The following is a 23,789-nucleotide window of genomic DNA, read 5'->3' as shown; positions in this document are numbered from 1 at the left end:
GTATAGCCGAGGCTATGGCCAATTAATGGGCGGCTGCGCCGAGGTGGCTCAAGTTAGAAGCTTGGCGGCCTAGCCTCCAAGTTTGTTACCATTGCGTAGAGCTTGCGAAAGAAAGTTGTTATATCTTGGAGGCCCCCTTCGTATATAATCCGCAAGAACATTCCGGACAGGCTGGCCTATTCCCAGCATGATACGGACTAGCTTCTGCTGGTCGCCATCCTTTCCACCGGATCGAACGTCAAGAATTTTGACTTTAGACAGATCATAACTGTCCAATCTGGGATCAAGCACTCGGCCTATGGCTAGGTTGATTTGATCCAAAGAGTATTCGCTATTGAACGTGAACGACGATGTTAATTCGTGCCTCACTTCACCCGATGCTAGACGAAATACCGTCTCAATAAGGTTTTGACGGCGCACCCCGTATTGAGGGGTGGATGCGTTGCCTAAACGCGACACAAGGCAATATGTGTGCATGTGTAACTCCACAAATTTGCACGAGGCACTTGCCAATAATCCGCTCGGAGCGTACCACTCTGTTAGCAAGACGGGAGTGATTTGCTTTTTTACTCCAAGAATACCCAAGTGCCCCAGAAATGGGAGAGCGCAGGTCAGTTATTGGCCTGTGCTCTTTTGGCGTGTATATTAGGGGGCGCTTCGTTCTGATTTGTCCAGCCCTCCATGCCGAATTTACTAAATATCATTAACCATATTGATAAGTGGTACAAAACGGCAACACGTTCGTTCGGCCTGTTAACGTAGCTTGATGACCTCTGGGACGCCACTGCCCTGCGCATCTACAGCATTCAGCACATAATGGCCTTGAAACTACGGTCTCGTGGCGTCCCGGCATGGGATGTCAGCGGCCTAATATGCATAGATTAAAGGTGAACCAGATACATACGTGAGTCTCAGCCCGAACCACCCAAGCGCAGGCATCAAGGCCATAGACGACCATTTCAGTGAGCTTGGAGCATCACTAGCTTGTCACACTGAGTTAGGCTAAAACCTACTCATGTCCAAGACTCTATCAAATTAATGAGAGTGTTTGGAGCGGGCGAAGAGGATCGAACTCTCGACATCAACCTTGGCAAGGTTGCGCTCTACCGCTGAGCTACGCCCGCTCATCTGCGCGGTCATGTTCATGTCCGCCGAAGAGGTGCGCCTTATAGACATTAAGCCCTTGGCCTTGCAAGCCCTCTTTTTGAAAAAATCCGATTTTTCCACATGGTTTGCGCCACATGGTTTGCAAACGGCTTAAGTGAGCGCGATCCACGCCACGCGGGCCATCAGTATCACAACCCCTGCAAAGTTGATCACAAACACCATCCCGCGCAGAGGCACATTGCGGGTCAGGGTCTGCACCCCCGTATGGATCACGCGCCCGAACAGAAACAGCCACGCTGCCGCCACATCGATCAGCGCGACCTCCCCCGACAGATAGATAAACAGACCGGCAAATAGCGCAAATACCGGCAGTTCAAACTGGTTCGACAGGTTGCGGGTGACGCGATTTGATCGCTCAGGATCGGCCCCGGCCCGGATAAAATCAGCGATGCGAACCTCACCCTTGGCGACCGCTGACTGGCGCTCAATCGTCAGCCAGACATAGAGCAGCGCCACCCAACCGAAATGGGCCAGAAACGCCAGAATAAACACCTGATCAATTGTCATATGCCCCCCTTTGCGGCACAGACCGGACAGTCAAGCTCAGCCGGGATGCGGATGGTGCGGCTCTCTCCCGACAGGCCGTCATAGATCAGCAACCGCCCCGTCAAGGCCTTACCTGCGCCGGTGATCAGTTTCACCACCTCTAACGCCGCCATCGACCCCATGACACCGGCCAGAGCGCCTACGACGCCTACCCGTTCGCAGGTTTCCGCATCGGGCGGGATGTCCGGCACAAAGCACTGATAGCAGGGCTTACCTGCAAAGATCGCCACCTGCCCGCTCCAGCGCCCAAGGGCCGCCGACACTAGCGGTTTGTTCAGGTCTACGCACACCCGGTTGACCATAAAGCGCGTCTCGAAATTATCGCAGCCATCCAGCACGATATCGTAAGCGCCGATGATGTCTGCCGCATTATCCGCCGTCAGTCGCACCGGATGGACGGTACACTCCACATGCGGATTGAGCCCTTCCAGATGGGCCTTGGCCTGCCCGGCCTTGGACGCCCCGATATCGGAGGTCGCATACAGCACCTGCCGCTGAAGGTTTGAGACCGACACCTCATCATCATCCAGCAGCCCAAGCGTGCCCACGCCTGCCGCCGCCAGATAAAGCGCTGCCGGTGAGCCTATGCCGCCCATGCCCACCAAGAGCACCTTCGCGCCCTTAAGCCGCATCTGCCCCATGCCGCCGATTTCCTTAAGGACGATATGGCGGGCGTAGCGGTCGAGTTCATCATCGTTGAGCATGAGCAGTTCCAAGGTAATGTCACTCTATATGGTCAAACCCGCACCAAAAGAGAATAGCGAAATGGACTTGCGGGGCCATGACGCGCGCGCCTATGCTCACCCATGGCCCTACGATTTTTGCGACAACTCAGCGGTAAACGACGCTCCGTCAGGGGCGACCGGCGGCTGGGCGTCATTCTGGCCTTTACAGCCGGGGCCATCAATGCGGGCGGTTTTCTGGCGGTCGGGGTCTATACCTCGCATATGAGCGGGCTGGTGTCGTCCTTTGCCGACTTTCTGATCCTGCATAGCTGGGCCGCGGCGGGACTGGCGATCAGCTATGCCATCGCCTTCTTTTTCGGGGCTGTGACCGCCAGCCTGATCATCAACTGGGCGCGGCTAAAGAAACTGCACAGCGAATTTGCCATCGCCCTGATGCTGGAGGCGGTTCTGCTGCTGGTGTTTGGTGCGCTGGCGACCCATGCTGATGTGCGCCTGACCCTGCCGGTGACCATTGCCGTTTTGTGCTACATTATGGGCCTGCAAAACGGGCTGATCACTAAGATTTCCCATGCCGAAATCCGCACCACCCACATGACCGGCGTCATCACCGATCTGGGGATTGAGGCCGGACGGTTCCTGTTCGGGCAGGCGATGCACACCGACGCCCGTTTTCATCCGGCCAAAACCCGGTTGCTGGCCGGTCTGTTACTGGGCTTTATCATCGGCGGGATTATCGGGGCGTTCCTGTTCAGCCGTCTGGGCTTTGGGGCCGTCTGGCCGTTTGCGGCCCTGCTGACCGTGGTCGCCGCAGGCCCGATCAGCGACGATCTGCGCCGCCGAAATAAGCAAAGGCCGAGGAAGAAAACGGCTTCCGTGCCATAGCGCTCTTGAAAGCCGCGCGCAAAACCGCCAATTAGGGTCTTATGAGCGAACACAATTCCCCGTTTCCGAACTGGCATGGCACCACCATCGTCGCCGTGCGCCAAAACAATAAGACCGTGATTGCCGGTGATGGCCAGGTCTCCATGGGCCCGACCATCGTTAAGGGCGGCGCGCGTAAGGTGCGCACGCTGGCGGGCGGTAAGGTGCTGGCTGGATTTGCCGGGGCAACGGCAGATGCCTTTACCCTGCTGGAGCGGCTGGAGGCCAAGCTTGAGCTATATCCGGACCAGTTGGCGCGAGCTTGCGTTGACCTGGCTAAGGACTGGCGCACGGATCGTTACTTACGCCGTCTTGAGGCCATGCTGCTGGTGGCCGATAAGAACCATATCCTGACCGTGACCGGCGTCGGCGATGTGCTGGAACCCGAAGACGGTGTGGCCGCGATTGGCTCAGGCGGCACCTATGCCCTGTCGGCGGCGCGGGCTTTGCTGGAGTACGAACAGGACGCGGAACAGATTGCCCGTAAGGCCATGAAGATCGCGTCATCCATCTGCGTCTACACCAATGATCATCTGACGTTGGAGACCCTGAACCCGTGATTGCCTTTCGCCCGCTAACCGATGATGATGCCGGATGGCTGCTGCTGTGGATGGCCTCACCGCATGTACAGCAGTGGTGGCTCTCCTGTGGCCAAACAGCCGAAGATGGCGTCGAGGATGCCCTGGCCTATATCGGGGCCGCCAATGCCACAGCCTTCATCATCACCTATAACGATCAGCCGATCGGCTATTTCCAGTGCTATGAATGTAACCCGGACCACGAACCCGACAGCCCGTGCTACAGCGAAAACCCCAGGGGCACATTTTTGTTCGATATGTTTATCGGGGACGCCTCACACCTCGGTGACGGCTTAGGGGCGAAAGTCCTCAGCAAGGCCGCCGACGGCCTGTTTTATAAGGGCGCTCAGTGCCTGCGGGCAGCGCCCCATGCGACCAATATCGCCGCCGTCAAATCGTGTGAACGCGCAGGCTTTACCGCCACCGATCACACCCGCGCCAATGGGCTGGTGCTGATGGTGCGGGCGCGCGATGTGGCGCCCGACGCTGTGAAATCGGCCTGAACCGGCCCGCTATCCCCAATTGGACTTTAAATTCATGTCTCATACCTTTTCCCCGCGTGAAATTGTCTCAGAACTGGACCGCTATATTATCGGTCATAACGACGCCAAGAAGGCCGTGGCCGTGGCGCTGCGCAATCGCTGGCGTCGCAAGCAAACCAGCGATGACATTCGCGATGAGATCACCCCGAAAAACATCCTGATGATCGGGCCGACCGGCGTCGGTAAGACCGAGATAGCGCGCCGTCTGGCCAAGCTGGCCAACGCGCCGTTCATTAAGGTCGAAGCCACCAAATTCACCGAAGTCGGTTATGTCGGGCGCGATGTCGATCAGATTGTGCGTGATCTGGTTGAAGCCGCCATGCTGATGGTGCGCGAAAAGAACCGCGCCGGTGTGCGCGCCAAGGCCGAGGCCGCCGCCGAAGAACGTCTGCTCGACGGGCTGGTCGGGGTCGGGTCGTCACCGGCGACCCGCGACAGTTTCCGTAAACGCTTGCGGGCGGGTGAACTGGACGATAAGGACATTGAAATTAGCGTCAATGAAAGCACCTCCCCCATCGGGGTGTTCGAGATTCCGGGCCAGCCGGGCGGCAATTTCAACATCGGTGAAATGCTGTCCAAGGCCATGGGCAGTAAGCAAAAAACGGTGCGGTTGACCGTTAAGGCCGCCCAACCGATCCTGCTATCCGAAGAAAGCGATAAACTGCTCGATCAGGAATCTGTGACGGCAGAGGCTTTGAGCCTGGCCGAAAACGAAGGCATTGTCTTTCTGGATGAAATCGACAAGGTGGCCTCGAAATCCGAGCGCGGTGGGGCAGATGTGTCCCGCGAAGGCGTGCAGCGCGACCTGCTGCCGCTGATCGAAGGCACCACGGTGTCGACCAAGCACGGGCCGGTCAAGACCGACCACATCCTGTTTATCGCGTCGGGCGCGTTTCATGTGGCGAAACCGTCGGATCTGCTGCCCGAATTGCAGGGCCGCCTGCCGATCCGCGTTGAGCTTAAGGCACTGACCCAGGACGATTTTCGCCGGATTTTGTCTGAGCCCGAAGCCAATCTGATCAAGCAAAATCAGGCGCTTATGCAGACCGAAGGCGTTGATCTGCAATTTGATGACGGCGCGATCGCCCAAATGGCTGCGGCTGCGGCGCAAGTAAATGCCAAGGTCGAAAATATTGGCGCGCGCAGGCTGCATACCGTGATTGAAAAGGTGATGGAGGACATTTCCTTCACGGCGTCTGACAAATCCGGTCAGACCATCCTGATCGATGAAGCCTATGTCAAGGAACGCCTGGGCGAGATCGCCGGTGATGCTGACCTTAGCCGATATATTCTTTAGGGCTTAACAGCTTCCTGAACATAGCCATCATAATGCTGGCTCAGAAACTCGCGGAACTGCCCCACCAGATGGTCGATATGCTTATCGCGGTCGCCAGACATTTGCGCAGGCGTCAGGCTTTGCGAGACCATAAACGCATTATAACGGGCGGCGGCATGGCTTAAGGCGATGGCGACCAGTTCGTAATCGGCGTCTTTGCTGTGGGCATTGGCCAGATCGATATGACCCGATGCCATCTTAACGAAAAGTTCCTGATTGTTATCCGACATGTCACGCCCTGCTCTTTTATGATTGATATTGATCTTATGTGGCGGTGAAATCCGGGCCTGTCAATTGTTTAAGCAGGGCGGTGCTGGCCTCTTCGCATAGACGGTAAACCGCCTCAAAGTCCCTTGGGCCGCCATGATAGGGATCGGGGACGTCCTTGCGAACCCCCAAAGCCTCTTCCAGATAAAGCCCTGTGCGCGCCGATGATCCAACGGGTTGAAGCCTGCGAATATCACTCAGGTTTTGCTTATCAAGGCCTAGGATAAGGTCAAAGCGATCGAAATCTTCGCGTACCAGTTTTCTGGCGCATTGCTCATGGATGGCGATACCATAACGGGCCGCCACGGCAATGGAGCGCGTATCCGGTGCAGCGCCAATATGCCAGCCTCCCGTGCCGGCGGAATCGATGAAAAAGTGCGCGTCTAAACCGGCTTCGGTGACCTTATGACGGAATACGCCCTCAGCCAGTGGCGAGCGACAAATATTGCCAAGACAGACAAACAAAACAGAGATCATGACAGGGTTATAGGCGTTGCCTCATGGCGGAATCAATCTATGAAATATGTTTCCTTGTCGCGCATCCTGTCCGAAAACCGCTGCACACTTTTCGGGATGCGCTTATACGAACATAGGATGAACACCATGTCCCAGCCTCTCCCCGAACTGGAAAGCTTTATAGACCGGCTTAAGGCCATCTCGGATCGCTATGGCCGGGTGTACGGCGTCGATCGCGGTGGCGACTGGCATATCCTGAAGCTTCAGGAAGAGATGGGTGAACTGACCCAAAGCTATCTGGCCATGACCGGAAGGTCACGGCGCGATGAAGCGACCGCACGGCACGATGTGGCTATGGAAATGGCCGATGTGATGTGCATGCTGCTGCTGATGGCGCGAGCTGAAAACATAAACCTTAATGCCGCCATTACCGAAAAATGGCTGAAGTGGGAAACGGTGATGGCCGCGGAATCTCATAATGCCTGATCCCCTCCTGCCTGATCCCCGCCTTATCGAGAAACTGTTTACACGTTTTGAGGCCGATAAGCCCGACCCCAAGACCGAGCTTGATTTCATCAATCCCTATACGCTGGTGGTGGCGGTAGCCCTCTCAGCCCAGACCACAGATAAGGCGGTCAACAAGGCCACCAAGCCGTTGTTTGATCTTGCCTATAATCCGTTCGATATGGTGGCCTTGGGTGAGGAAAAACTGTCGGCCATGATCGCCTCAATCGGGCTTTACCGTACCAAGGCCAAGAACGTTATCAAGCTGTCGCAGATCCTGATCGACAGCTATGGCGGGCAGGTGCCGCTCAATCGCGACGCCCTGATGGCCCTGCCCGGCGTGGGCCGCAAGACCGCCAGCGTGGTGCTGAATGAGCTCAATATCGAACCGGCCATTGCGGTTGATACCCATGTGTACCGTGTGTCGCACCGCTTAGGCATTGCGGATGCCACCACGCCCGATAAGGTCGAGGCTCAGTTAATGGCGATTATTCCGCAAAAGTGGCTGACACGGGCGCATCACTGGCTGATCCTGCACGGACGCTATACCTGCGTGGCGCGTAAGCCCATTTGTGAGAGTTGTATCGTCGCGGATTTATGTCCGAAGATCGGGGTTTAGCGGCAAATGCCCGAAGTGACGGCGGCGTCCTGAGTGACCGACACGCAGTCATTGGCTGACATCTTCACCAGCGTCCGGCCCAGCGAAAACCCGACCAGTACCAGCACGGCCAGAAGAAAGATCATGGCGTAGATATTGACCGATTTGGTATCATTAGTGTTGAACAACGCCATATAACCCTCCCGAATAGCTGAGTAGAAATACGCCCGTTACGCGAATGACCAGCGGCGAAAGCTAATCGCAATGTTTACAATTGTAAACATAAGTTTAACGGAAATACGCTCACGAAGCTATAACAGTCATGTGAGCCATGATGTCGCACCGGGTTTAACCTGGCCGTAAGCGCTCGAAAACACTGGCAATTTCGCCGTGATAGGTCACATCATGACGGTAACGAAAGCCTGCCTTGCGCGCCAATTTCCGCGAGGGTTCATTATCATGGCTGATCATGCACAGGGTGCGATCCAGCGACAGATCGCCATCGGCCAGATCCAGCACCGCGCTCACCGCTTCCCGCGCATAGCCATGGCCGTGATGGGCCGGATCGAGCCCCCAGCCCATCTCCGGGGCATCAAAGGCGGGTTCAATATCGCGCATATAGTTGAAAATCCCGACACTGCCGATCCAGTCACCACCATCTTTCAGGCGGCCACCTGCTTTCAATCTTATAGACCAGTTGCCATAGCCAAAGACCTGCCAGTGGCCGATGTCGCGCAACAGCCGCATCCACACCTCTTCCGGTGTCAGGGGGCGGCGGGTGATATCGCGCACGAAATCCTCGTTACTCCATAGGGTACATAACGGCTCGAAATCATCCGCTGTCATGGGCATCAGGATCAGGCGCGCGGTTTCAATCCGGTTCACGTCGCAGCCTTTGGCGGCAAGGCTTCCGCGCTGAAACGGGCGATGTCTTTTAGCAAGCTTTCAGCGGCGGCATCGATCAATTGCCGGCCTTTTTCGATGCTGGCCAGCGTCGGGTCAGACCCAATCCGGCCATCGGGGAAGCGCGCGCGATAGTCGGCAGCTTCGCGGATCGGGCCGGTCGGGGCAATTTTCGGCTCCGGCACCACATCGCGCACCTGATCCGGATAGGCCGCATAGGTAATAGCGATTTCCGACGGCGTGGCATGGCTGCCGTGGCCGGTCGGGAACATGACCGAACACATCTTGCCAATGCCAGCCATATCCCACCAGTTGGTGAGTTTCAGCGCAAACGGACACACCTCGCCGCGATAGGAATAGCGCGAATATATCTCCGAAAAGGTCGCCTCAATGGTCGCGATATTGCCGCCATGACCATTGAGGAAATAGATGCGCTCAAAACCGTGCCGCGCCAGCGACATCACCCAGTCTTCGATCGCCGCCATAAAGGTCGAGGGCCTGAGCGAAATCGTCCCCGCAAAACCGAGATGATGCTGGGCCATGCCGATATTAAAGGTCGGGGCGATCAGTATCGGCTCACCCTGTTCAGCCGCCCGTTTTTCCGCAGCATGGGCGATGATTTCCGGACACAGCCAGTCTGTTCCCAGCAGGCCGGTCGGACCATGCTGCTCATTGGAGCCGATAGGAATAATCACGGTTTTCGAGACGTTTAAAAACCGCTCGATTTCCGGCCAGGTCGATACATACAGGATCATATCAGCTACTCTTTAGTCATTACCGCACAGCCCTTGATGAACAGATGGCGGCGCCTGACGGAATTTGCGACAGTTTGGGCCTGGAAAGCTAATGTTTTTTTGCGTTTTTTAACATTGGTTCTCTCGACTCTGCCCCGATTTCATCCCATGTTCCGGGGGAAAACAAGACGCAGGCTGTTAAACCTGTGCCGTGCCAAGTGCATTCCAAAAAGTGTGATGCGGTTTTTGGATAAAATGCACGTCAAAAAAAGACCAGTTAAGGAACGCCACAGATGAGTGATCAACAACTCTTTCCCGTCCCCGCAGACTTTTTGCGCCCCGGCACCCTCGATGCCGCAGGCCTTAAGGCACAGCATGATCTGATAGCCACCGATGAAAACGCCCACTGGAAGACGCTGGGCGACGCGCTGGACTGGATAGAACCGTTCACCAAAACCAAGGATGTGTCGTTCAACCGCGATGATTTCCGCATCCGTTGGTATTATGACGGCAAGCTCAATGTGTCGCAGAACTGCATCGACCGGCACCTGAAAGAGCGCGGCGATCAGGTAGCCTTCATTTTTGAGGGCGACGATCCGGGCACCTCATACAGCGTCACCTATAATCAGTTGGCGGTTGAGGTGAATAAGCGCGCCAATCTGATGAAGCAGTACGGCGTCAAAAAAGGCGACCGGGTGACCATCTATATGCCGATGGTGCCTGAAGCCGCCTATTTCATGCTGGCCTGCACCCGTATAGGTGCTGTCCATTCGGTCGTGTTCGGCGGCTTTTCACCTGACAGTCTGGCGGGCCGGATTCTGGACTGTAAGTCGGAATATGTTGTCACCACCCATGAAGGGGTACGCGGCGGCAAGAAAATTCCGCTCAAGGCCAATACCGATCTGGCCCTGCTGCAATGCCCGGACGTCAAGCATGTGTTTGTGGTGGCCGATGTTTGCGATGTGATGCTGATGCACGGTCAGCGCGACATCAATATCGCCTGCGTCCTTGATGAGATGAGCGCGGAGTGTCCGGCAGAACCCATGGGTGCCGAAGACCCGCTATTCATCCTCTATACGTCCGGCTCGACCGGCAAACCTAAAGGCGTGCTGCACACCACCGGCGGATATCTGGCGTGGGCCGCCTATACTTTTAAGACCGTGTTTGATTATCAGGCCGGTGATGTGTTCTGGTGTACCGCCGATGTTGGCTGGGTCACGGGACATTCCTATGTCGTCTATGGCCCGCTGGCCAATGGGGCGACCTCGCTGATCTTTGAGGGCGTGCCGAATTACCCGACCGTTAGCCGCTTTTGGGAAGTGATCGACAAGCATCAGGTCAATATTTTCTACACCGCCCCCACCGCCATCCGCGCCCTGATGCGCGAAGGTGATGAGCCGGTGAAAAAGACCTCACGCGCCTCCCTGCGGGTGCTGGGCACGGTGGGCGAGCCGATCAATCCCGAAGCGTGGATGTGGTATTATAATGTTGTCGGTGAGGGCCGCTGCCCCATCGTAGATACCTGGTGGCAGACCGAAACCGGCGGTCATTTGATCACGCCAGTGGCGGGGGCAACTCCGCTTAAGCCCGGTTCGGCCTCGCAGCCTTTGCCGGGGGTGAAACCCGTCATCGTCGATGCCGAGGGCAAACGGCTTGAAGGGGCCACCGAAGGCAATCTCTGTATCGCGGATTCCTGGCCCGGTCAGATGCGCTCGATCTACGGTGATCATGCCCGCTTTATCGAGACCTATTTCTCGACCTATCCCGGTATGTATTTCACCGGCGACGGCGTTAAGCGCGATGAGGACGGTTACTACTGGATCACCGGCCGCGTCGATGATGTGCTCAATGTCTCCGGCCACCGTATCGGCACGGCAGAGGTCGAAAGCGCGCTGGTGGCGCACGAAACCGTGGCCGAAGCGGCGGTCGTCGGTTTTCCCCACGACATCAAGGGCCAGGGCATCTGGTGCTTTGTGACCTTGGTGAAGGGTGTGGAGCCGACCGATGAGTTGAAGGTCACTTTGCGCAATTGGGTGCGCCGTGAGATTGGCCCGATCGCCTCCCCCGATGTCATTCAGTGGGCGCCGGGCCTGCCCAAAACCCGCTCCGGCAAGATCATGCGCCGGATTTTGCGCAAGATCGCCGAGGATCAGCCGGAAGCGCTGGGGGACATCTCGACCCTTGCCGACCCGTCGGTCGTGGCCGATCTGATCAAGGGCGCAAATTTGAAAGTGGATGCATAAAAGGTAAGCTTTCTAACCTTTGAGTGGTATGATGTTGCGGCATTGTCACCCGCCTGCTAAGCCTTCCGGCGATTGATCTATCTTTTCGCCGGGGGCTTTCATGACTAATTTTAAATCCGCAAATCTGCGATTGCTTTACCTGCCACTCGTAGCGTTAATGCTTTACGCCTGTGGAGGCGGAGGTGGGGGTGGCGGTTCAAGCGGTACGGGCGGTGGCTCGTCGTCATCTTCGTCGTCGTCATCTTCCAGTTCCTCTTTGATCGGTTATCGCTCAGGCGTCGAAACCGTTATACGACCGGCCAATCACGGTATTGTCGGTTCCCCGAGGATCACAGGGCTTAAAAACGGAAACTATGCCGTGGTCTGGACGGATAGCACTCAGCCCTCATCTTCAGATCAATCCGGTATGGGCGTCTATTATCGTGTCATAAATGCGCAAGGCGATGGCGCAGGAACGATACAACTCGCCAATACCTCTATCTCTGACAACCAAAGTTCTCACGTCATATCGGCCCTGGCGAATGGCGGTTTCGTAATCGCTTGGGAGGATCGCAGTCAGACCTTTGGGGACACAAGCGGTTCCAGCACCAAACTGCAACGTTTCAACGACGAAGGCGCAAAAATCGGCGGCGAAGTCTTGGTAAACAGCACCACAGACGGCGACCAGATACCCAGTCAGATTGTCCCGATCAGTAATGGCGGATACATTGTTGTCTGGTTAGATTATATCGCCAATATGGGGGGCATGGGCCCCGCACCCAAAAGCAATGTCATGGCTCAGACCTTTGACGTTGGCGGCAACAAGGTGGGTGGAGAATTGACCCTCAAGGCATTTCCGGGTGGTGGCACGGTCCCTGGTTATAACCTGACCGCACTCAGCAACGGTAATTTCATTATTACCTGGACCTTTAATGATAGTCGCCCAGGCAGCACAGTCGGGCCTCACCTGTCCGCACAAATCTATTCCAGCGCCTTGGTTCCTGTCGGCTCTGAGTTTTTCATCAATGCTGCGGAAAACTCCACCTGGAACTTCGATGTACAAAATCTGACGTCTGGTGGCTTTGTCGCCGTTTGGGACGGTCAGACACCAGGCGTAGGCGCAGGACAATTCAGCCAGGGCATCAGGGCACAAGTGTTTAATGTCTCCGGAACCAAAACGGGTACCGAAAAGCTCCTGTCCAATGATCCGGCATCGCCGCGCAATCTCAGCGGTGTAGCGGCCCTGACCGCCGGCGGCTTTGTCGTCCTGTGGAGCGAAACCTCGAGGTATGGAGGCATGGTGATCGATAGCGCTGGCAATAACTTTCCAAGCGATCTCGATACGCCGACCTCCTCTCTCATGGTCGGGAGCCATGTTGCCGCCAATTCACAAGGCGGCTTTGCCATCGTGGGTATTGAAACCAATAGCCTGAACGGTCAGTCCACGATTAAGGTGCGGCCCTTTACACCACGCATGTCAGGGACTTGACCTTAAGACGGGCGCAGCTTTTGAGTTGCGCCCGTGTCTCAACCGCTGTGCGATTACGTCCGTAAACACCCGACCTGCGCCACCCGATATTCGCGACGGAAGCTATCGGACACTGTGCCGTAATTGCGGCGCGTAATGACCTCTTCGCGGTCATAGTCCGGGCGGCGCGAGGGTGGATTAGCCAGGGCGTGCAGGGTCTCCGGCGTCGAGGTATAGATCCGGCCCCGGCGCGGGTTGTGGCGCAGGGTAATGCCGATCACCTGAGACGACGTATTGACCGCCGGACCGCCGATAAGCTGGTTCAAGCTGCCCTTAAGCTCATGGGTATGGCCCGACTCCGCCCAGGCCAATACGGATTCATTGGCCTCAAAGCGCTTGGATTTTGACAAGGTGGTGCGCCCGATAAATCGTGCGGTCGCTTCACCGACCTCACCACGCGGGAAACCCGGCATAAAGGCGCGCTGCCCCACTTTGAGCGCCGCCGGATCGGCCAGAGGCAAAGGCCGTGTGCCACCGGACGTCACCGCAATCTCATAATTCTCATGCCCCGCCGCTTTGCGGATTTTGAACGGCACACCCAGATTGCCGCCGATGTTCAAAAACGGGTAGGCGCAGTTACGGATGCTGTCGCGGGCAATAATCCATTCGCCGGACTGAGACACCGAAAAGGCTGTGCCGGTATAGTCGATCTGGGTGGCGACGCCCTGACCGCTCGGCAAGCTGATGATCGAGCCTTGGGCAAAGGGGCTGAAACTGGCCAGCAGGGAAATTTCGGAGGCGCTGGGCGGCGGCGGCGCGGGCGGCGCCATAGACCGGTCACGCCAGTTGACGGTGACCATTGTCCCCACCGCCAGCGCAACCCCATAAAGCAGCCAGTCGAGTTTCACCTGCTGCCCCTTCTGGTCTTAGCCCGCCACGGCGGCGGCGAGAATAATGGCGCCTGCCAGCTTGGCCGCCACCAGCAGCACCGCAGCCGACACTTCGCCTTCGTTGATGCGCTCAGGCAGGCCCGACAACAGAAAATCGACCATGCGGAACACGAACAGTTGCAGCAGTATGGTCGCCCCGCCCCAGATCACAATCTCACGGATCGAGGTTGAGGCCGACATCGACGTCGCCAAAGGAATAGCCAGACTGATGATCACCCCGCCAAAGCCTACCGCGGCCGCCGAATTACCGTCGCGGATCTGGTTGATTTCCTTATAGGGCGTGAGAAAGGCATAGACGGCCGTGCCGATCATCAACATCAAAAGCGTCACACCCGCATGAAGTAAGGTGACGGGAAACCCCGTACCAAACGCCTGAAATTCAGGGCGTAAGGCCTCCGGGATAAGGAATTCCGGGTTCAGAAAATCAGGTATCATAAAGCTTCGCCCCGCCGCTTTGATAATCTTCAAGACCGTTTCATCCGCGCGCTCAGACCATGACGCGTGATGGGCCTTTGTCAATCATTTCAATATAACCGGAAATTCCTAAGATATTGCGACGGTTTTCTCCCCAAAACGGGTTTAATCAGCGTCCTCGACCAGGTGCCCAAACGGCAGGCCGTCGATATGGTCAACCATAACCACGCCATCTCGCACCTGCCTGCGGGTTTCACTGGCACGTTGTTTCTCGCTCTCGGACTTAAGCTGACCGCAGGCCGCCAGAATATCACGCCCGCGCGGGGTGCGAATGGGGGAGGCGTAGCCGGCGCGGTTAAGGATGGCGGCAAAGGCTTCAATCGTCTTCCAGTCAGAGCACTGATAATTGGTTCCCGGCCACGGATTGAACGGGATCAGATTGACCTTGGCCGGTATACCTTTGAGCAGATTGATCAAAGCGCGCGCTTCGGCGGGTGAGTCATTCACGTCCTTCAGCATGACATATTCAAACGTCACGCGCCGCGCATTTGAAATGCCCGGATAGGTGCGGATACCGGCAATCAGGTCTTTGAGCGGATATTTCTTATTGAGCGGCACCAGCATGTCGCGCAGCTCATCATTGGTGGCGTGCAACGAAATCGCCAACATGGCTTGCGTGCGTTCGCCCAGAGCCGTCAGTTCCGGCACCACCCCAGACGTAGACACGGTGATCCGGCGGCGCGACAGGGCAATGCCTTCGTTGTCAGAGATAATGTCGATGGCATCGGCCACGCTGTCGAGATTATAGAGCGGCTCACCCATGCCCATAAAGACGATATTGGACAGTTTACGCGCCTCACGCGGCGACGGCCATTCTTCAAGGTCGTCGCGCGCGATTTGTACCTGCGCCACGATTTCCGCCGCGGTCAGGTTACGCACCAGCTTTTGCGTGCCGGTATGGCAGAACGAACAGTTGAGCGTGCAGCCAACCTGCGACGATACACACAAGGCCCCGGCGCGGCCCACGCCGGGAATAAAGACGCTTTCGACCTCAATGCCGGGCGCCATGCGGATCAGCCATTTGCGCGTGCCGTCGTTGGATATCTGGCGTTCAATGATTTCCGGCCGATCGAGCGAGAATTTTTCCGCCAGAGGGCCGCGTTGATCCTTGGCGATATCGGTCATCAGATCGAAACTGGTGACCCCGAAATGATGCACCCAGCGCCAGATCTGCGTGGCGCGCATTTTGGCCTTACGCGGCTCCACGACGCCGGAGTCTGCCAGAGCCTCTATCAGCCCCTGACGGGTCAGGCCGGTGATATTGACGCGGGCAGGTGCGACGGCAGGTTTGGAACTCAGGTCAAGCGTATAGGCCACGGGCGGGGATTCTCAAGGCTGTCGGGAAACTAAAAAAGGCAGGGGCTTGTAGTCGCGCATTTGGATCTGAAAACCGCTTCACACTTTTCAGAATGCACGTTAGCCCTGCTAAGGGCTGCCTTATAACTGAAAACAGGCTTGTGCGCAAATTTAAGGTTCGCGCAAAAAAGCGCCTCCACCGGATGATGGAGGCGCTTTTCTGTTTTCAGCGGTAGGACAATTACTTCAGGCGATATTTCACGCCCGCGCGGACCGTCCAGCCGTTAAGCGTATCGCCCAGTCGCGCATCCGCCGTAAGGTGGCCCGACAGGTTCTCATTCGATCGCGACTGCGCCGTAACACCCATCAGAGCCTGACCGAACGGCCCGGTACGCTGACCGGCCAGCCAGACCGCGCCGGTGCCACTTTCCGGCACATAAGCGGTCTGTGTCTTAGCGGCATCTTCCTGCCAGGCGTTGAGTTCACCGTAAGGCGTCCAGATCACCCGCTCAGTCGACAGAGATGTACCGACACGGACACCGGCCCGGATGAGCTGGCTTTTCAGCTCAGCGATTTTCACGCTGCCCTGATCAACGGGGATATCCAGCGTATCGGCATCAACCTTGGTCGTCATATAGCCAATGACCGGCTCAACAAACAAACTGTTGAGGTCATAGCGGTTGGACAGGGCCACCGAGAACGTCTCAGAGCGGGCCTTAAGGCGGCTGTTCGACAGGCCAAGTGCCGGATTGGTGACGTCGGCTTTCAGGATTTCGTAGCGGTTCTGAACCGACAGGCGAAGGCCTTTGTGAGTCAGGGCGGCGTAGTGGCCATAGTTCGGGGCGTCGATTTTGACGCTTGAGCCTGACAGGGTTTCATCCGTCACCTTGGCGTCGGTCGAACCGCCCATGAAGCCGGCACGCAATGAGACGCCGGTGCCGTGGATGTTATAGACACCCGCGTCGAAGCCGTACTGCACGCCGTCCTGAGACGACTTGGCCTTGGTGGTTGTGCCCGACGAATAGGCATCCGAAGTCGTGAAACCCGACTTGAGAGACAGATCACCGCTATAGGCGCGCGCCCAGCTATTGGCCATCCACTGGTTGACGCCGTAGGTGCCGTCACGGACGAACACCTCTTCGGGCAGGTCAGCCAGATTGAGGTTCTGAGCCGTCACATAGGCCGTCAGGCTGGCGCTCAGACTGGTCAAAGATGGCGTATTCAGGCTGGAGACAATGCCCCAGTCATTGGTGCCGGCGATTTTGGCCAGACGGTAGCTCATCAGGCTCTGGCTGCCCAAAACTGCCGCTGTCCCGATATCGGTATCGGCCGTCAGAGTGCCGTCACCACCACCGGAAGCCACCAGCACCACAGGCGCGCTCAAGTACGTCCGGCCTGCGGCTGAATTATAGAGGCGCACCGTAGACGTGCCCGACAATGTACCGACATTCAGACGGTCGGCCTGACCGGTCAGCATATCGACATCGAACGACAGAACCGAACCGGCGGTGCCCGTATAGGCACCAGTAATGTTAATGACATCACCTGTGTGGCCATTGACCATGTGGACGTCACCGGCATTGGTCAGGCTGGTGGCGTTCAACAGCCCTATGCTACCGAACCCTCCGACCCAGATTTCCCCGCCAGCCGCATTGGTGACCGCACCAAAACCGTTAAAGCCATTGTCATCGAGCCTTAAAGTACCGGAATTATTGAACGCCGAACCATTACCGGTCAAATTCCCTTGCAGCGTAAAGGTGCCGGTGTTAGTCACCGCGCCATTGATCACACCATAAAGATAGGCTTCGCCGCTGGTATTTAGGGTTCCGGTAAATGTCCCTGTACTAACAAATTCGCCCGCATTCGTGACATCGCCGTTCCAGGTTCCGGCATTGAAAACCGTCCCGGAGTTTGCCGTAACTGCGCCGTTCCAGGTTCCGGTGCTGTAGATCCAGTCCGCATTGCTCAGGACATCACCATTTAGCGTGCCTGAGTTCGAAATTGAACCGGCGTTGCTGACGTTGCCGTTCAGCGTTCCGTTCGTGCGGATACTCAGTTGCCCGTCCGTCCCGTTGACGAACTGAGTGTTCAATGTGGCATTATCCAGAATGGTCAATCTACCGCTATTGGATACGTCATCTATCGTTGCGCTACCTGCAATGAAGGCCGATCCAGCCGTAGCATTGGTCAGGATACCGTTAATCGTGCCGGTAACCTGAGCCGTGCCGGTATTAGTCAGATTACCGTTTAGCGTGCCTGCATTGACAAAGTCGCCCGCCGTCGTGATGTTACCGTTCCAAGTGCCGATGTTAGTCAGCGAATTTGTATTACTGAGGACATCGCCGTTCCAGGTGCCGTCCGAGTAGATATCGCCACTCGTGGAAATCACCTCACCGTTCATTATGCCTGAGTTCGCAATGTAGCCGGCATTACTGCGGACATCGCCGTTCCACGTTCCGGTAGCCAAATTCAGGATTCTGCCCGTATTGGTGTTGACGATGGCGTTATAGGTACCGGCGTTTTCGACATCACCGGCGTTGTCCAGATCATCCGTGACCGTGGCGCCCTGCTCGATGAACAACTGCCCGCCCAACTCATTGGTAATGTAACCGGCGGTGATCGCCCCGCCGCTACGGACGATGACAAGGCCGCCATTTTTGATCTGAACGTGTGAGGTATTATTGATCGAACCATTAAGGCTGAGGAATACGTTATTCTCAATCGTTGTGGAGCCGGTATAGGTGCTGTTGCCGTTCAGAAGGATCGAGGTCTGGCTGTTGCCGGTATTGGCAAAAATGATCGAGCCGCCGGTGGTCTGATCGGTCAGATTACCGTCCAGATTTACCGAAACGTCCCTGAGATCAATCGTATTGGTCGCCGAATTACCCAACTGAAAATTCTGAGAAAAAGCGCCAGGCGTCGTGAAATAAAGCGTGCCACCGGCAAAGACCGCATTCAGGGTCGAACCCAACTGGCTGGCGTCATATCCGCCGGGCGCGGCGGTGTCGATGTCGGTCGAAGTGGGGGTAGGTGTCGCGCCCGATGTGCCAACGGGTGTGCCGGTAAAGCTGCCAATAACAGACGACACATAAAGGATCGGACTTTGGCTGGTATCAAGGCCGTTGAACCCGCCAAAGCCCAACTGATAACTACCCGCTGTAGACACGCTAAAGGACGCTGTGATCCAGGGTGTGTTGCCATAGCTTTGCAGAATAAGCGCGCCAACCGGATAACCCGCGCTGCCCGGCACGATTGTGCTCTCACCATTGCGGGCCAAAATATTGAACTGGGATAGCCCCTGCCCACCGACTGAGAAGAAAACACCATCTGAATAGGGCAGATAATCCCCGGCTGAATAGGCCCATCCGAAAGTATAGGTGCCGGCTGCCAGACTGAATGATTTGGTGATTAGGCCAAAGTTGGTGGAGCCGCTGCCAATGGCCGCAGTAGCCGTACCGTTTGCCAGACCCAAAATGGAATCGACGGCGCTAACGTTTATCGATGAGCCGTCAGCCTGGATCTTGACCATCGCCTGACCCGTTGCCGGGGTCAGTGTAAAGGGACTTCCGCCAAGGTTAGACGTTTCGGTCGTGGTCAGCAGCGTTGTGGTGCCGCTGGTGGTCCAGCCCGTCAGGCCGGAATTCACATCCAGAAAAGTATCTGCCGATGCTATGGAAGGTGTAATGACCGCAATCGCCAGCGGCACACTCAGGGCTGCCATAAAAGCCTTTGGAGCTATACTGCCCAACAGTAACGCCTTAATTGAGACGCCGCAAACGAACCGCTTACTCACTTTAGATACAGAACTCAAATTACGCATTTTACGCCTTCCTATGCCTACTGCACATTTATTACTGCATTAGTACAAGAGAGGTCTTAAAGCGTGGTTTATGAAATATTTACAAAGCGCTAACTTTGAAAATTAGGAAGATCATTTGTGGACAAGTCTAATGTTACCGCACGGCACTAACAGGTATGATCACCATGTAGTTGCGTCGCCAATTACGCGGCTTGGCGGTGCCAGACCGCCTGATCGACCTTGGAGGCATTAAGCGCGCCCGCCATCTGCTCCTGATACATCATGCCCACGACGATTTCATTGAGCGACTTAAAGCTGGCGTCGATGTCTTCGACCCGGCCCTGATCGGACATGGCAAAAAACTGCACGGCATTCACGCGCGGCAATTTTAGCTGGATCAGATAGCACAGACGGCGCGCCCGCTCAGGGTTTTTGCGGTGGGCCTGCGGGTCTTGCGCGAACATTTCCTTACCCAGTTGGGCGATGTAATCAAGGCTTAAGGCCTCAAAGCGTTCGGCCTCCAGCGGGTGCATCATGCGCGCGGGTTCAAGCTCAAGGACCAGATCGTTCAGCAGAAAAAACAACAGCGACACCTTCCTGAAACCCGTAATACTGAGCCCTACCCTACACCCAAGGGTTTTATATCACGTTGAAGAACAGGGTTTACAAATCCTCAACTTTCTCAGTTAAGAAATGGCGGCCTTCGCGGTCCTCGATCTCCACGACCCACAGGTCAGGATCGAATTTTATCTGCCTTTGCAGATAGCTATCGATTTCCGCCTCATCTTCGGTCTTGATCGGCCGCATCCACACGGCCCCGTCAGATGTCTGAGCCTCACGCAGCAGATAGCCTTGGCGGGTCATCAGGTTAATCACCTTAACAATGACCCCGCCCGCTTTTGCATCGCCTTTTTGCGCAATATAGCCAAATCCGCCGCCCTGTTCGATGCGCCGCAACAGGGCTCCGACCCAAAAATCCGTCGATAATAACACGCTGTTTACCTTCTTTGGAAACGGAGCCTAAAGCCTGATCAGCTTATACTGCCCTTACAAATGGGATTTGGCATAAGCTTTCGGGTCAGGTGTAATTTTCGTGTCCGTCTATAAAGTATTATCGGCTCTGATCATAGCGTCAGGCCTGCTGTCGGGTGCGGCCCACGCGGCGGCCCCCACCGACATGGTCGAAACCCTGACACGTCGCCAGTTCATGGTAAGCGCTGACAAACGCTGCCACCTGCTGGATGCCCCCGCCGTGACCGCCCTCAATGCCGGCCTGGTGCAATCGCGTAATCACCTGGTGCGTGCCGGCATTTCGGCCACCAACATGCGCGCGGTGTTAAGCCGCGCCCGTGAGGCCGGAGAGCGCGTCGATTGCGCCTCGTCTGCCCTGCAATCCGAAGCCGAGACCGTGCGTGGCGCCTACCGCGCCTTTGTCGCCCAGCCGCGTCTTGAACTGCCGACTGACCGCACCCACTGGCAGGCCACCCGCAGCCATGCCTCAGATCGCATGTGGCGGCTGGTGCAACATCAGGACAGCCGCGACGCCCGCCTGGCGTTCGGGCTTTACGGCACGCTGACTGGGTTTAACCTGACCGTGATGGCGCAGTTCAATGCTGAGGAAACGCCTTACGGTGCGCGTCTGCTGCTGCGCGATCCCAGACTAAACCCGACCGGCGTAATCACGCGCGGCGGCTACACCTTAAGCCGCGACCTGCCGAAGGGATTTAGCGAGACCTACAGCCGCAGTTTCATGGCCTCTCACCGCAATGACCTCCATATGGCTTTGGGGGCGGATCGCCGGGTTAACTTTGCGGGCTTTGATCCATCCGGTAAGCGCGTCGGCACGATCGAACCCAAGCCCACCGTGCGCTTTGATTTTCCGCGTGAAATTATGACCGCCATGGCCGGTCTTGACCCGCGCGAAGACGTAATTATCGCCTTCGATTTTCAGGACGGTCCCCGCTATGCCCGCTTTGAGATCGGCGATTTTATTACATGGCGCGGGGTTTATCGCCCTGCCGTCGCCCTATAGTAATTAGACATCGACGATAACCTCAAACCCACCGTAAACGCGCCGCATCTGGCCATCGGCCGGCAAGGCTGAGGCATCGTCTTCAAAGCGCGGATCGCTCATCAGTTTGCCCCAGGCCGCGTCTCGCACCGCTCTGGACGGCCATTCGATCCAGTTATAGGTGACCACCTCACCGGGGTTGAGCAGCACCGCACCCTTATAGTCCGTCGCCTTGCCATCGGGCACATCATCGCCCCAGGCCCCGACCACCCGCAGGGCGCCCTGCTCGATAAAGGCCTGCGCCTGCGCCACCGACTGAGCACGGTACGCGTCTTTCCCGGCCTCCGGCACGGGCAGCAATGAGCCATCGACATAGGCTGGCTTGCCTCCCGGCCCTTCATCGATGATCACCTCGAAACCGGCATAGATCATGCGTGACGCATCAAACGGCATATCCTGCATCATCGCTTCCATGCGCGGATCGTCCATCATTTTTTCATTGGCGGCATCACGGGCAGCACGGTCAGGATATTCAAACCATGAGAACAATACCACCTCATCGGGCTTTGCCTTGACCGTGCGCTTAAAGTCAGTGAGCTTGCCGTCCGGCACCTGATCACCCCAGCCTTCAAACATCCGTGACGCCCCCAGTTCCCGGATCATTTCCCCGGCTTTTTCAGCGTGGTGAATGTAGATATCCCGGTTGTCAGCAGGCACTGCGGTAACGAAACCTTCTACATAGGCCATGTCCTGTCTCCGTGTTCAGGTGGTTATCGGTTGCCCCTTTTTACCACTCAGATCACGACCGCATAGTCACGTTATTTCAAATCTGAGTATTGCCAGTTTCCATTTTAGATCCGCACACGGCTCTTTAAAAACGCGAACAGGCGTTCATCCTGTGACTGGGCGATGTTAAAGCGCATAAAACGGGTCGCGGTTTGATTGACGCTGAACGCATTGCCGGGTGCCAGCACGATGTGTTCATTCAGTGCCTGCCGCGCCAGATCGGAGGCATCATAGCCTTCCGGCAATTCGCACCACAAAAACATCCCCGCCTGCGGGCGCAGCCACGGTTTCAGCCCCAACTTATCCAGCCGCTCCGCCGTAGGCCCCCGCACGGCCGCCAGTTTCTGGCGCAGAGTATCGAGGTGCTTACGATAATGGCCATCGCTCAACACCTGACAGACCAGTTCGGCGGCAAAGGTCTGGCTGGAAAACAGGGTGGCAATTTTAAGATCCGTCAGAGCTTCGATCCAGTCCGGTCGGGCGGCGATATAGCCCAGCCGGATCGATGCCGACAGCGCCTTTGAGAACCCACCGACATAGACCACCCGCTCAAACCCGTCGAAGGCCGACAGGCGCGGGCCGGGCTCCAGCTCAAAGTCGCTGTAAATATCGTCCTCGATGATGGTCAGGTCATAAGCTTCGGCCAGTTTCAAAAGACGATGGGCGTTGATCGGTGACAGGCTGGCGCCGGTCGGATTGTGCATCGACGTATTGGTCAGGTACAAGCGCGGCCGGTGGGTTTCCAGCGCCGTGGTCAGCGCCGCCATATCCGGCCCGTTCGGCGTATAGGGCACGCCTACGACATTGACCTTATGGGCGCGTAACTTGGCCAGAAAATTAAAATAACACGGATCATCCAGCAGAACTGTATCGCCGGGCTTGAGCAAAAACCGGCACAGCAGTTCTATGGCCTGGGTGGCCGAATCCATCAGGATGACCTGAGCGGGGGATACGTCGATATCCTTTTCAGCCAGCCGCCGCGTCAGAATCTGGCGCAAACCTGCGTGTCCCGCAGGCGTCGAATAATCGAGCAGATCGGCCTTCGGATTACGGGCCAGTGCCCGCAGCGCCCGACGGATATCATCTTCCGGCATCCATGACGCGGGCAGCCAGCCACAGCCGGGTTTGAGGTAATCACGCGTCTCCAGCGACTGGCGCGACACCCACAAAGGATCGACCTGTCGGTCAAGGCGCGGGCCGATTTCCGCCAGCGACAAGGGGGCAGATGCCGCCGCCACATAGTAGCCCGAACCGCGCCGGGCGGTGATCACCCCTTCGGCCAGCAGCCGGTCGTAGGCTTCGACCACGGTCGATTTCGACACCTTTTGCGCCTCGGCAAAGGCCCGGATCGACGGCAAACGCGCCCCGGCCGATAACTGGCGGCGGGCGATCTGGTCACGGATCACAGTCATGACCTGCTGGGTCAGGGTAAGGTCGAACGCCATAAAGTGTCCTGCAATTTGTATCGGTACAGTTTAGTGCAATTTTAGCCGAATGTATCTGTTCGCGCCAGCCCCCGCCCTCCATAACCGTGGCCGGAGACAC

24 protein-coding genes and 1 tRNA gene are annotated in these 23,789 nt (G+C 56.8%); 9 read left to right on the top strand and 16 right to left on the bottom strand.

Annotated elements, in window-relative coordinates:
• Nucleotides 1–1,049 precede the first annotated feature (1,049 nt).
• From OVA03_RS13785 to OVA03_RS13775, 3 genes are all read right to left on the bottom strand, one after another.
• Nucleotides 1,050–1,124: transfer RNA gene (locus OVA03_RS13785), tRNA-Gly, on the bottom strand.
• Between the two features lie 133 nt (nt 1,125–1,257).
• Nucleotides 1,258–1,674: an MAPEG family protein gene (locus OVA03_RS13780; RefSeq protein WP_267525555.1), complete on the bottom strand. Its 417-nt coding sequence runs from the start codon at nt 1,672–1,674 to the stop codon at nt 1,258–1,260.
• Nucleotides 1,671–2,417, bottom strand: coding sequence for a HesA/MoeB/ThiF family protein (locus OVA03_RS13775; RefSeq protein ID WP_267525553.1), 747 nt, complete (start codon nt 2,415–2,417; stop codon nt 1,671–1,673). Before OVA03_RS13775 ends, OVA03_RS13780 begins: the two co-directional genes overlap by 4 nt.
• 102 nt (nt 2,418–2,519) lie before the next feature.
• On the opposite strand from OVA03_RS13775, the gene OVA03_RS13770 reads away from it, so the two are divergent.
• Genes OVA03_RS13770 through hslU form a run of 4 tightly spaced genes read left to right on the top strand, consistent with a single transcriptional unit; the run spans nt 2,520 to nt 5,737 of the window.
• The gene (locus OVA03_RS13770) at nt 2,520–3,281 is read left to right on the top strand and encodes a YoaK family protein (protein WP_267525551.1); all 762 of its coding nucleotides are present in this window, start codon (nt 2,520–2,522) and stop codon (nt 3,279–3,281) included.
• A 41-nt stretch (nt 3,282–3,322) separates the two neighbouring features.
• Nucleotides 3,323–3,880, top strand: coding sequence for an ATP-dependent protease subunit HslV (gene hslV / locus OVA03_RS13765; protein ID WP_267525549.1), 558 nt, complete (start codon nt 3,323–3,325; stop codon nt 3,878–3,880).
• Nucleotides 3,877–4,401 (top strand): GNAT family N-acetyltransferase, encoded by a 525-nt coding sequence (locus OVA03_RS13760; RefSeq protein ID WP_267525547.1) that lies wholly within the window; start codon nt 3,877–3,879, stop codon nt 4,399–4,401. The genes hslV and OVA03_RS13760 overlap by 4 nt, the downstream gene beginning before the upstream one ends.
• Nucleotides 4,402–4,435: 34 nt before the next feature.
• Nucleotides 4,436–5,737: an ATP-dependent protease ATPase subunit HslU gene (hslU, locus tag OVA03_RS13755; RefSeq protein ID WP_267525545.1), complete on the top strand. Its 1,302-nt coding sequence runs from the start codon at nt 4,436–4,438 to the stop codon at nt 5,735–5,737.
• On the opposite strand, the gene OVA03_RS13750 is transcribed toward hslU, so the two are convergent.
• Together OVA03_RS13750 and OVA03_RS13745 are read right to left on the bottom strand one after the other, a co-directional pair.
• Nucleotides 5,734–6,006 carry a DUF3144 domain-containing protein gene (locus OVA03_RS13750; protein WP_267525543.1) on the bottom strand — a complete coding sequence of 91 codons (273 nt, stop codon included), beginning with the start codon at nt 6,004–6,006 and terminating at the stop codon, nt 5,734–5,736. The genes hslU and OVA03_RS13750 overlap by 4 nt on opposite strands.
• Nucleotides 6,007–6,040: 34 nt before the next feature.
• Nucleotides 6,041–6,520: a low molecular weight protein-tyrosine-phosphatase gene (locus tag OVA03_RS13745; protein ID WP_267525541.1), complete on the bottom strand. Its 480-nt coding sequence runs from the start codon at nt 6,518–6,520 to the stop codon at nt 6,041–6,043.
• A 126-nt stretch (nt 6,521–6,646) separates the two neighbouring features.
• On the opposite strand from OVA03_RS13745, the gene OVA03_RS13740 reads away from it, so the two are divergent.
• Together OVA03_RS13740 and nth are read left to right on the top strand one after the other, a co-directional pair.
• Nucleotides 6,647–6,985, top strand: a complete 339-nt coding sequence (locus tag OVA03_RS13740; RefSeq protein WP_267525540.1) for a phosphoribosyl-ATP pyrophosphohydrolase — start codon at nt 6,647–6,649, stop codon at nt 6,983–6,985.
• Nucleotides 6,978–7,622, top strand: a complete 645-nt coding sequence (nth, locus tag OVA03_RS13735) for an endonuclease III (protein WP_267525537.1) — start codon at nt 6,978–6,980, stop codon at nt 7,620–7,622. The genes OVA03_RS13740 and nth overlap by 8 nt, the downstream gene beginning before the upstream one ends.
• Here the strand turns inward: nth and OVA03_RS13730 are convergent.
• From OVA03_RS13730 to OVA03_RS13720, 3 genes are all read right to left on the bottom strand, one after another.
• Entirely contained in the window at nt 7,619–7,795 is a 177-nt protein-coding gene (locus OVA03_RS13730; RefSeq protein WP_267525535.1) for a hypothetical protein, read from the bottom strand. The two genes, nth and OVA03_RS13730, sit on opposite strands and share 4 nt — an antisense overlap.
• Nucleotides 7,796–7,949: 154 nt before the next feature.
• Nucleotides 7,950–8,486, bottom strand: coding sequence for a GNAT family N-acetyltransferase (locus tag OVA03_RS13725; protein WP_267525534.1), 537 nt, complete (start codon nt 8,484–8,486; stop codon nt 7,950–7,952).
• Entirely contained in the window at nt 8,483–9,259 is a 777-nt protein-coding gene (locus OVA03_RS13720) for a creatininase family protein (RefSeq protein ID WP_267525533.1), read from the bottom strand. The genes OVA03_RS13725 and OVA03_RS13720 overlap by 4 nt, the downstream gene beginning before the upstream one ends.
• A gap of 272 nt (nt 9,260–9,531) precedes the next feature.
• Between OVA03_RS13720 and acs the strand changes: the two genes are divergently transcribed.
• Both acs and OVA03_RS13710 read left to right on the top strand, forming a co-directional pair.
• On the top strand, nt 9,532–11,481 hold the full coding sequence (gene acs, locus OVA03_RS13715) for an acetate--CoA ligase (RefSeq protein WP_267525532.1): 1,950 nt from the start codon (nt 9,532–9,534) through the stop codon (nt 11,479–11,481).
• Between the two features lie 100 nt (nt 11,482–11,581).
• Entirely contained in the window at nt 11,582–12,949 is a 1,368-nt protein-coding gene (locus tag OVA03_RS13710; protein WP_267525531.1) for a hypothetical protein, read from the top strand.
• 53 nt (nt 12,950–13,002) lie between these two features.
• On the opposite strand, the gene OVA03_RS13705 is transcribed toward OVA03_RS13710, so the two are convergent.
• From OVA03_RS13705 to OVA03_RS13680, 6 genes are all read right to left on the bottom strand, one after another.
• Nucleotides 13,003–13,836, bottom strand: a complete 834-nt coding sequence (locus tag OVA03_RS13705) for a peptidase (RefSeq protein WP_267525530.1) — start codon at nt 13,834–13,836, stop codon at nt 13,003–13,005.
• 18 nt (nt 13,837–13,854) lie between these two features.
• Nucleotides 13,855–14,313 carry a DUF350 domain-containing protein gene (locus OVA03_RS13700; RefSeq protein ID WP_267525529.1) on the bottom strand — a complete coding sequence of 153 codons (459 nt, stop codon included), beginning with the start codon at nt 14,311–14,313 and terminating at the stop codon, nt 13,855–13,857.
• Nucleotides 14,314–14,457: 144 nt separating this feature from the next.
• Nucleotides 14,458–15,669, bottom strand: a complete 1,212-nt coding sequence (gene rlmN, locus OVA03_RS13695; RefSeq protein WP_267525528.1) for a 23S rRNA (adenine(2503)-C(2))-methyltransferase RlmN — start codon at nt 15,667–15,669, stop codon at nt 14,458–14,460.
• Between the two features lie 220 nt (nt 15,670–15,889).
• Complete coding sequence (locus OVA03_RS13690) at nt 15,890–19,369, bottom strand: hypothetical protein (protein WP_267525527.1); 3,480 nt, start codon at nt 19,367–19,369, stop codon at nt 15,890–15,892.
• A gap of 281 nt (nt 19,370–19,650) precedes the next feature.
• On the bottom strand, nt 19,651–20,040 hold the full coding sequence (locus OVA03_RS13685) for a hypothetical protein (RefSeq protein WP_267525526.1): 390 nt from the start codon (nt 20,038–20,040) through the stop codon (nt 19,651–19,653).
• 70 nt (nt 20,041–20,110) lie between these two features.
• Entirely contained in the window at nt 20,111–20,440 is a 330-nt protein-coding gene (locus OVA03_RS13680) for a DUF1491 family protein (RefSeq protein WP_267525523.1), read from the bottom strand.
• A 100-nt stretch (nt 20,441–20,540) separates the two neighbouring features.
• Here OVA03_RS13680 and OVA03_RS13675 point away from each other — a divergent pair, with 100 nt between their 5' ends.
• The gene (locus tag OVA03_RS13675) at nt 20,541–21,479 is read left to right on the top strand and encodes a hypothetical protein (RefSeq protein ID WP_267525521.1); all 939 of its coding nucleotides are present in this window, start codon (nt 20,541–20,543) and stop codon (nt 21,477–21,479) included.
• Nucleotides 21,480–21,482: 3 nt separating this feature from the next.
• Here OVA03_RS13675 and OVA03_RS13670 read toward each other — a convergent pair whose 3' ends face one another.
• A complete protein-coding gene (locus OVA03_RS13670) occupies nt 21,483–22,205 on the bottom strand; it encodes a DUF1428 domain-containing protein (protein ID WP_267525520.1) in 723 nt (240 codons plus the stop codon).
• 104 nt (nt 22,206–22,309) lie between these two features.
• The gene (locus tag OVA03_RS13665) at nt 22,310–23,689 is read right to left on the bottom strand and encodes a PLP-dependent aminotransferase family protein (RefSeq protein WP_267525518.1); all 1,380 of its coding nucleotides are present in this window, start codon (nt 23,687–23,689) and stop codon (nt 22,310–22,312) included.
• Nucleotides 23,690–23,789: the final 100 nt, after the last annotated feature.

The organism is Asticcacaulis sp. SL142 (genome assembly GCF_026625745.1).
GTDB lineage: Bacteria > Pseudomonadota > Alphaproteobacteria > Caulobacterales > Caulobacteraceae > Asticcacaulis.
The sequence above is the reverse complement of the archived record's forward strand: the minus strand, read 5'-3'. Positions and strand labels throughout refer to the sequence as shown.

Excerpts from the sequence above, each read along its gene's own strand:
- OVA03_RS13745 (WP_267525541.1), bottom strand. The coding sequence starts at position 6,520 with ATGATCTCTGTTTTGTTTGTCTGTCTTGGCAATATTTGTCGCTCGCCA.
- acs (WP_267525532.1), top strand. The coding sequence starts at position 9,532 with ATGAGTGATCAACAACTCTTTCCCGTCCCCGCAGACTTTTTGCGCCCC.
- OVA03_RS13750 (WP_267525543.1), bottom strand. The coding sequence starts at position 6,006 with ATGTCGGATAACAATCAGGAACTTTTCGTTAAGATGGCATCGGGTCAT.
- hslU (WP_267525545.1), top strand. The coding sequence starts at position 4,436 with ATGTCTCATACCTTTTCCCCGCGTGAAATTGTCTCAGAACTGGACCGC.
- OVA03_RS13730 (WP_267525535.1), bottom strand. The coding sequence starts at position 7,795 with ATGGCGTTGTTCAACACTAATGATACCAAATCGGTCAATATCTACGCC.
- OVA03_RS13770 (WP_267525551.1), top strand. The coding sequence starts at position 2,520 with ATGGCCCTACGATTTTTGCGACAACTCAGCGGTAAACGACGCTCCGTC.
- OVA03_RS13775 (WP_267525553.1), bottom strand. The coding sequence starts at position 2,417 with ATGCTCAACGATGATGAACTCGACCGCTACGCCCGCCATATCGTCCTT.
- OVA03_RS13740 (WP_267525540.1), top strand. The coding sequence starts at position 6,647 with ATGTCCCAGCCTCTCCCCGAACTGGAAAGCTTTATAGACCGGCTTAAG.
- hslV (WP_267525549.1), top strand. The coding sequence starts at position 3,323 with ATGAGCGAACACAATTCCCCGTTTCCGAACTGGCATGGCACCACCATC.
- OVA03_RS13670 (WP_267525520.1), bottom strand. The coding sequence starts at position 22,205 with ATGGCCTATGTAGAAGGTTTCGTTACCGCAGTGCCTGCTGACAACCGG.
- OVA03_RS13700 (WP_267525529.1), bottom strand. The coding sequence starts at position 14,313 with ATGATACCTGATTTTCTGAACCCGGAATTCCTTATCCCGGAGGCCTTA.
- OVA03_RS13665 (WP_267525518.1), bottom strand. The coding sequence starts at position 23,689 with ATGGCGTTCGACCTTACCCTGACCCAGCAGGTCATGACTGTGATCCGT.
- OVA03_RS13710 (WP_267525531.1), top strand. The coding sequence starts at position 11,582 with ATGACTAATTTTAAATCCGCAAATCTGCGATTGCTTTACCTGCCACTC.
- OVA03_RS13780 (WP_267525555.1), bottom strand. The coding sequence starts at position 1,674 with ATGACAATTGATCAGGTGTTTATTCTGGCGTTTCTGGCCCATTTCGGT.
- OVA03_RS13690 (WP_267525527.1), bottom strand. The coding sequence starts at position 19,369 with ATGGCAGCCCTGAGTGTGCCGCTGGCGATTGCGGTCATTACACCTTCC.
- nth (WP_267525537.1), top strand. The coding sequence starts at position 6,978 with ATGCCTGATCCCCTCCTGCCTGATCCCCGCCTTATCGAGAAACTGTTT.
- OVA03_RS13720 (WP_267525533.1), bottom strand. The coding sequence starts at position 9,259 with ATGATCCTGTATGTATCGACCTGGCCGGAAATCGAGCGGTTTTTAAAC.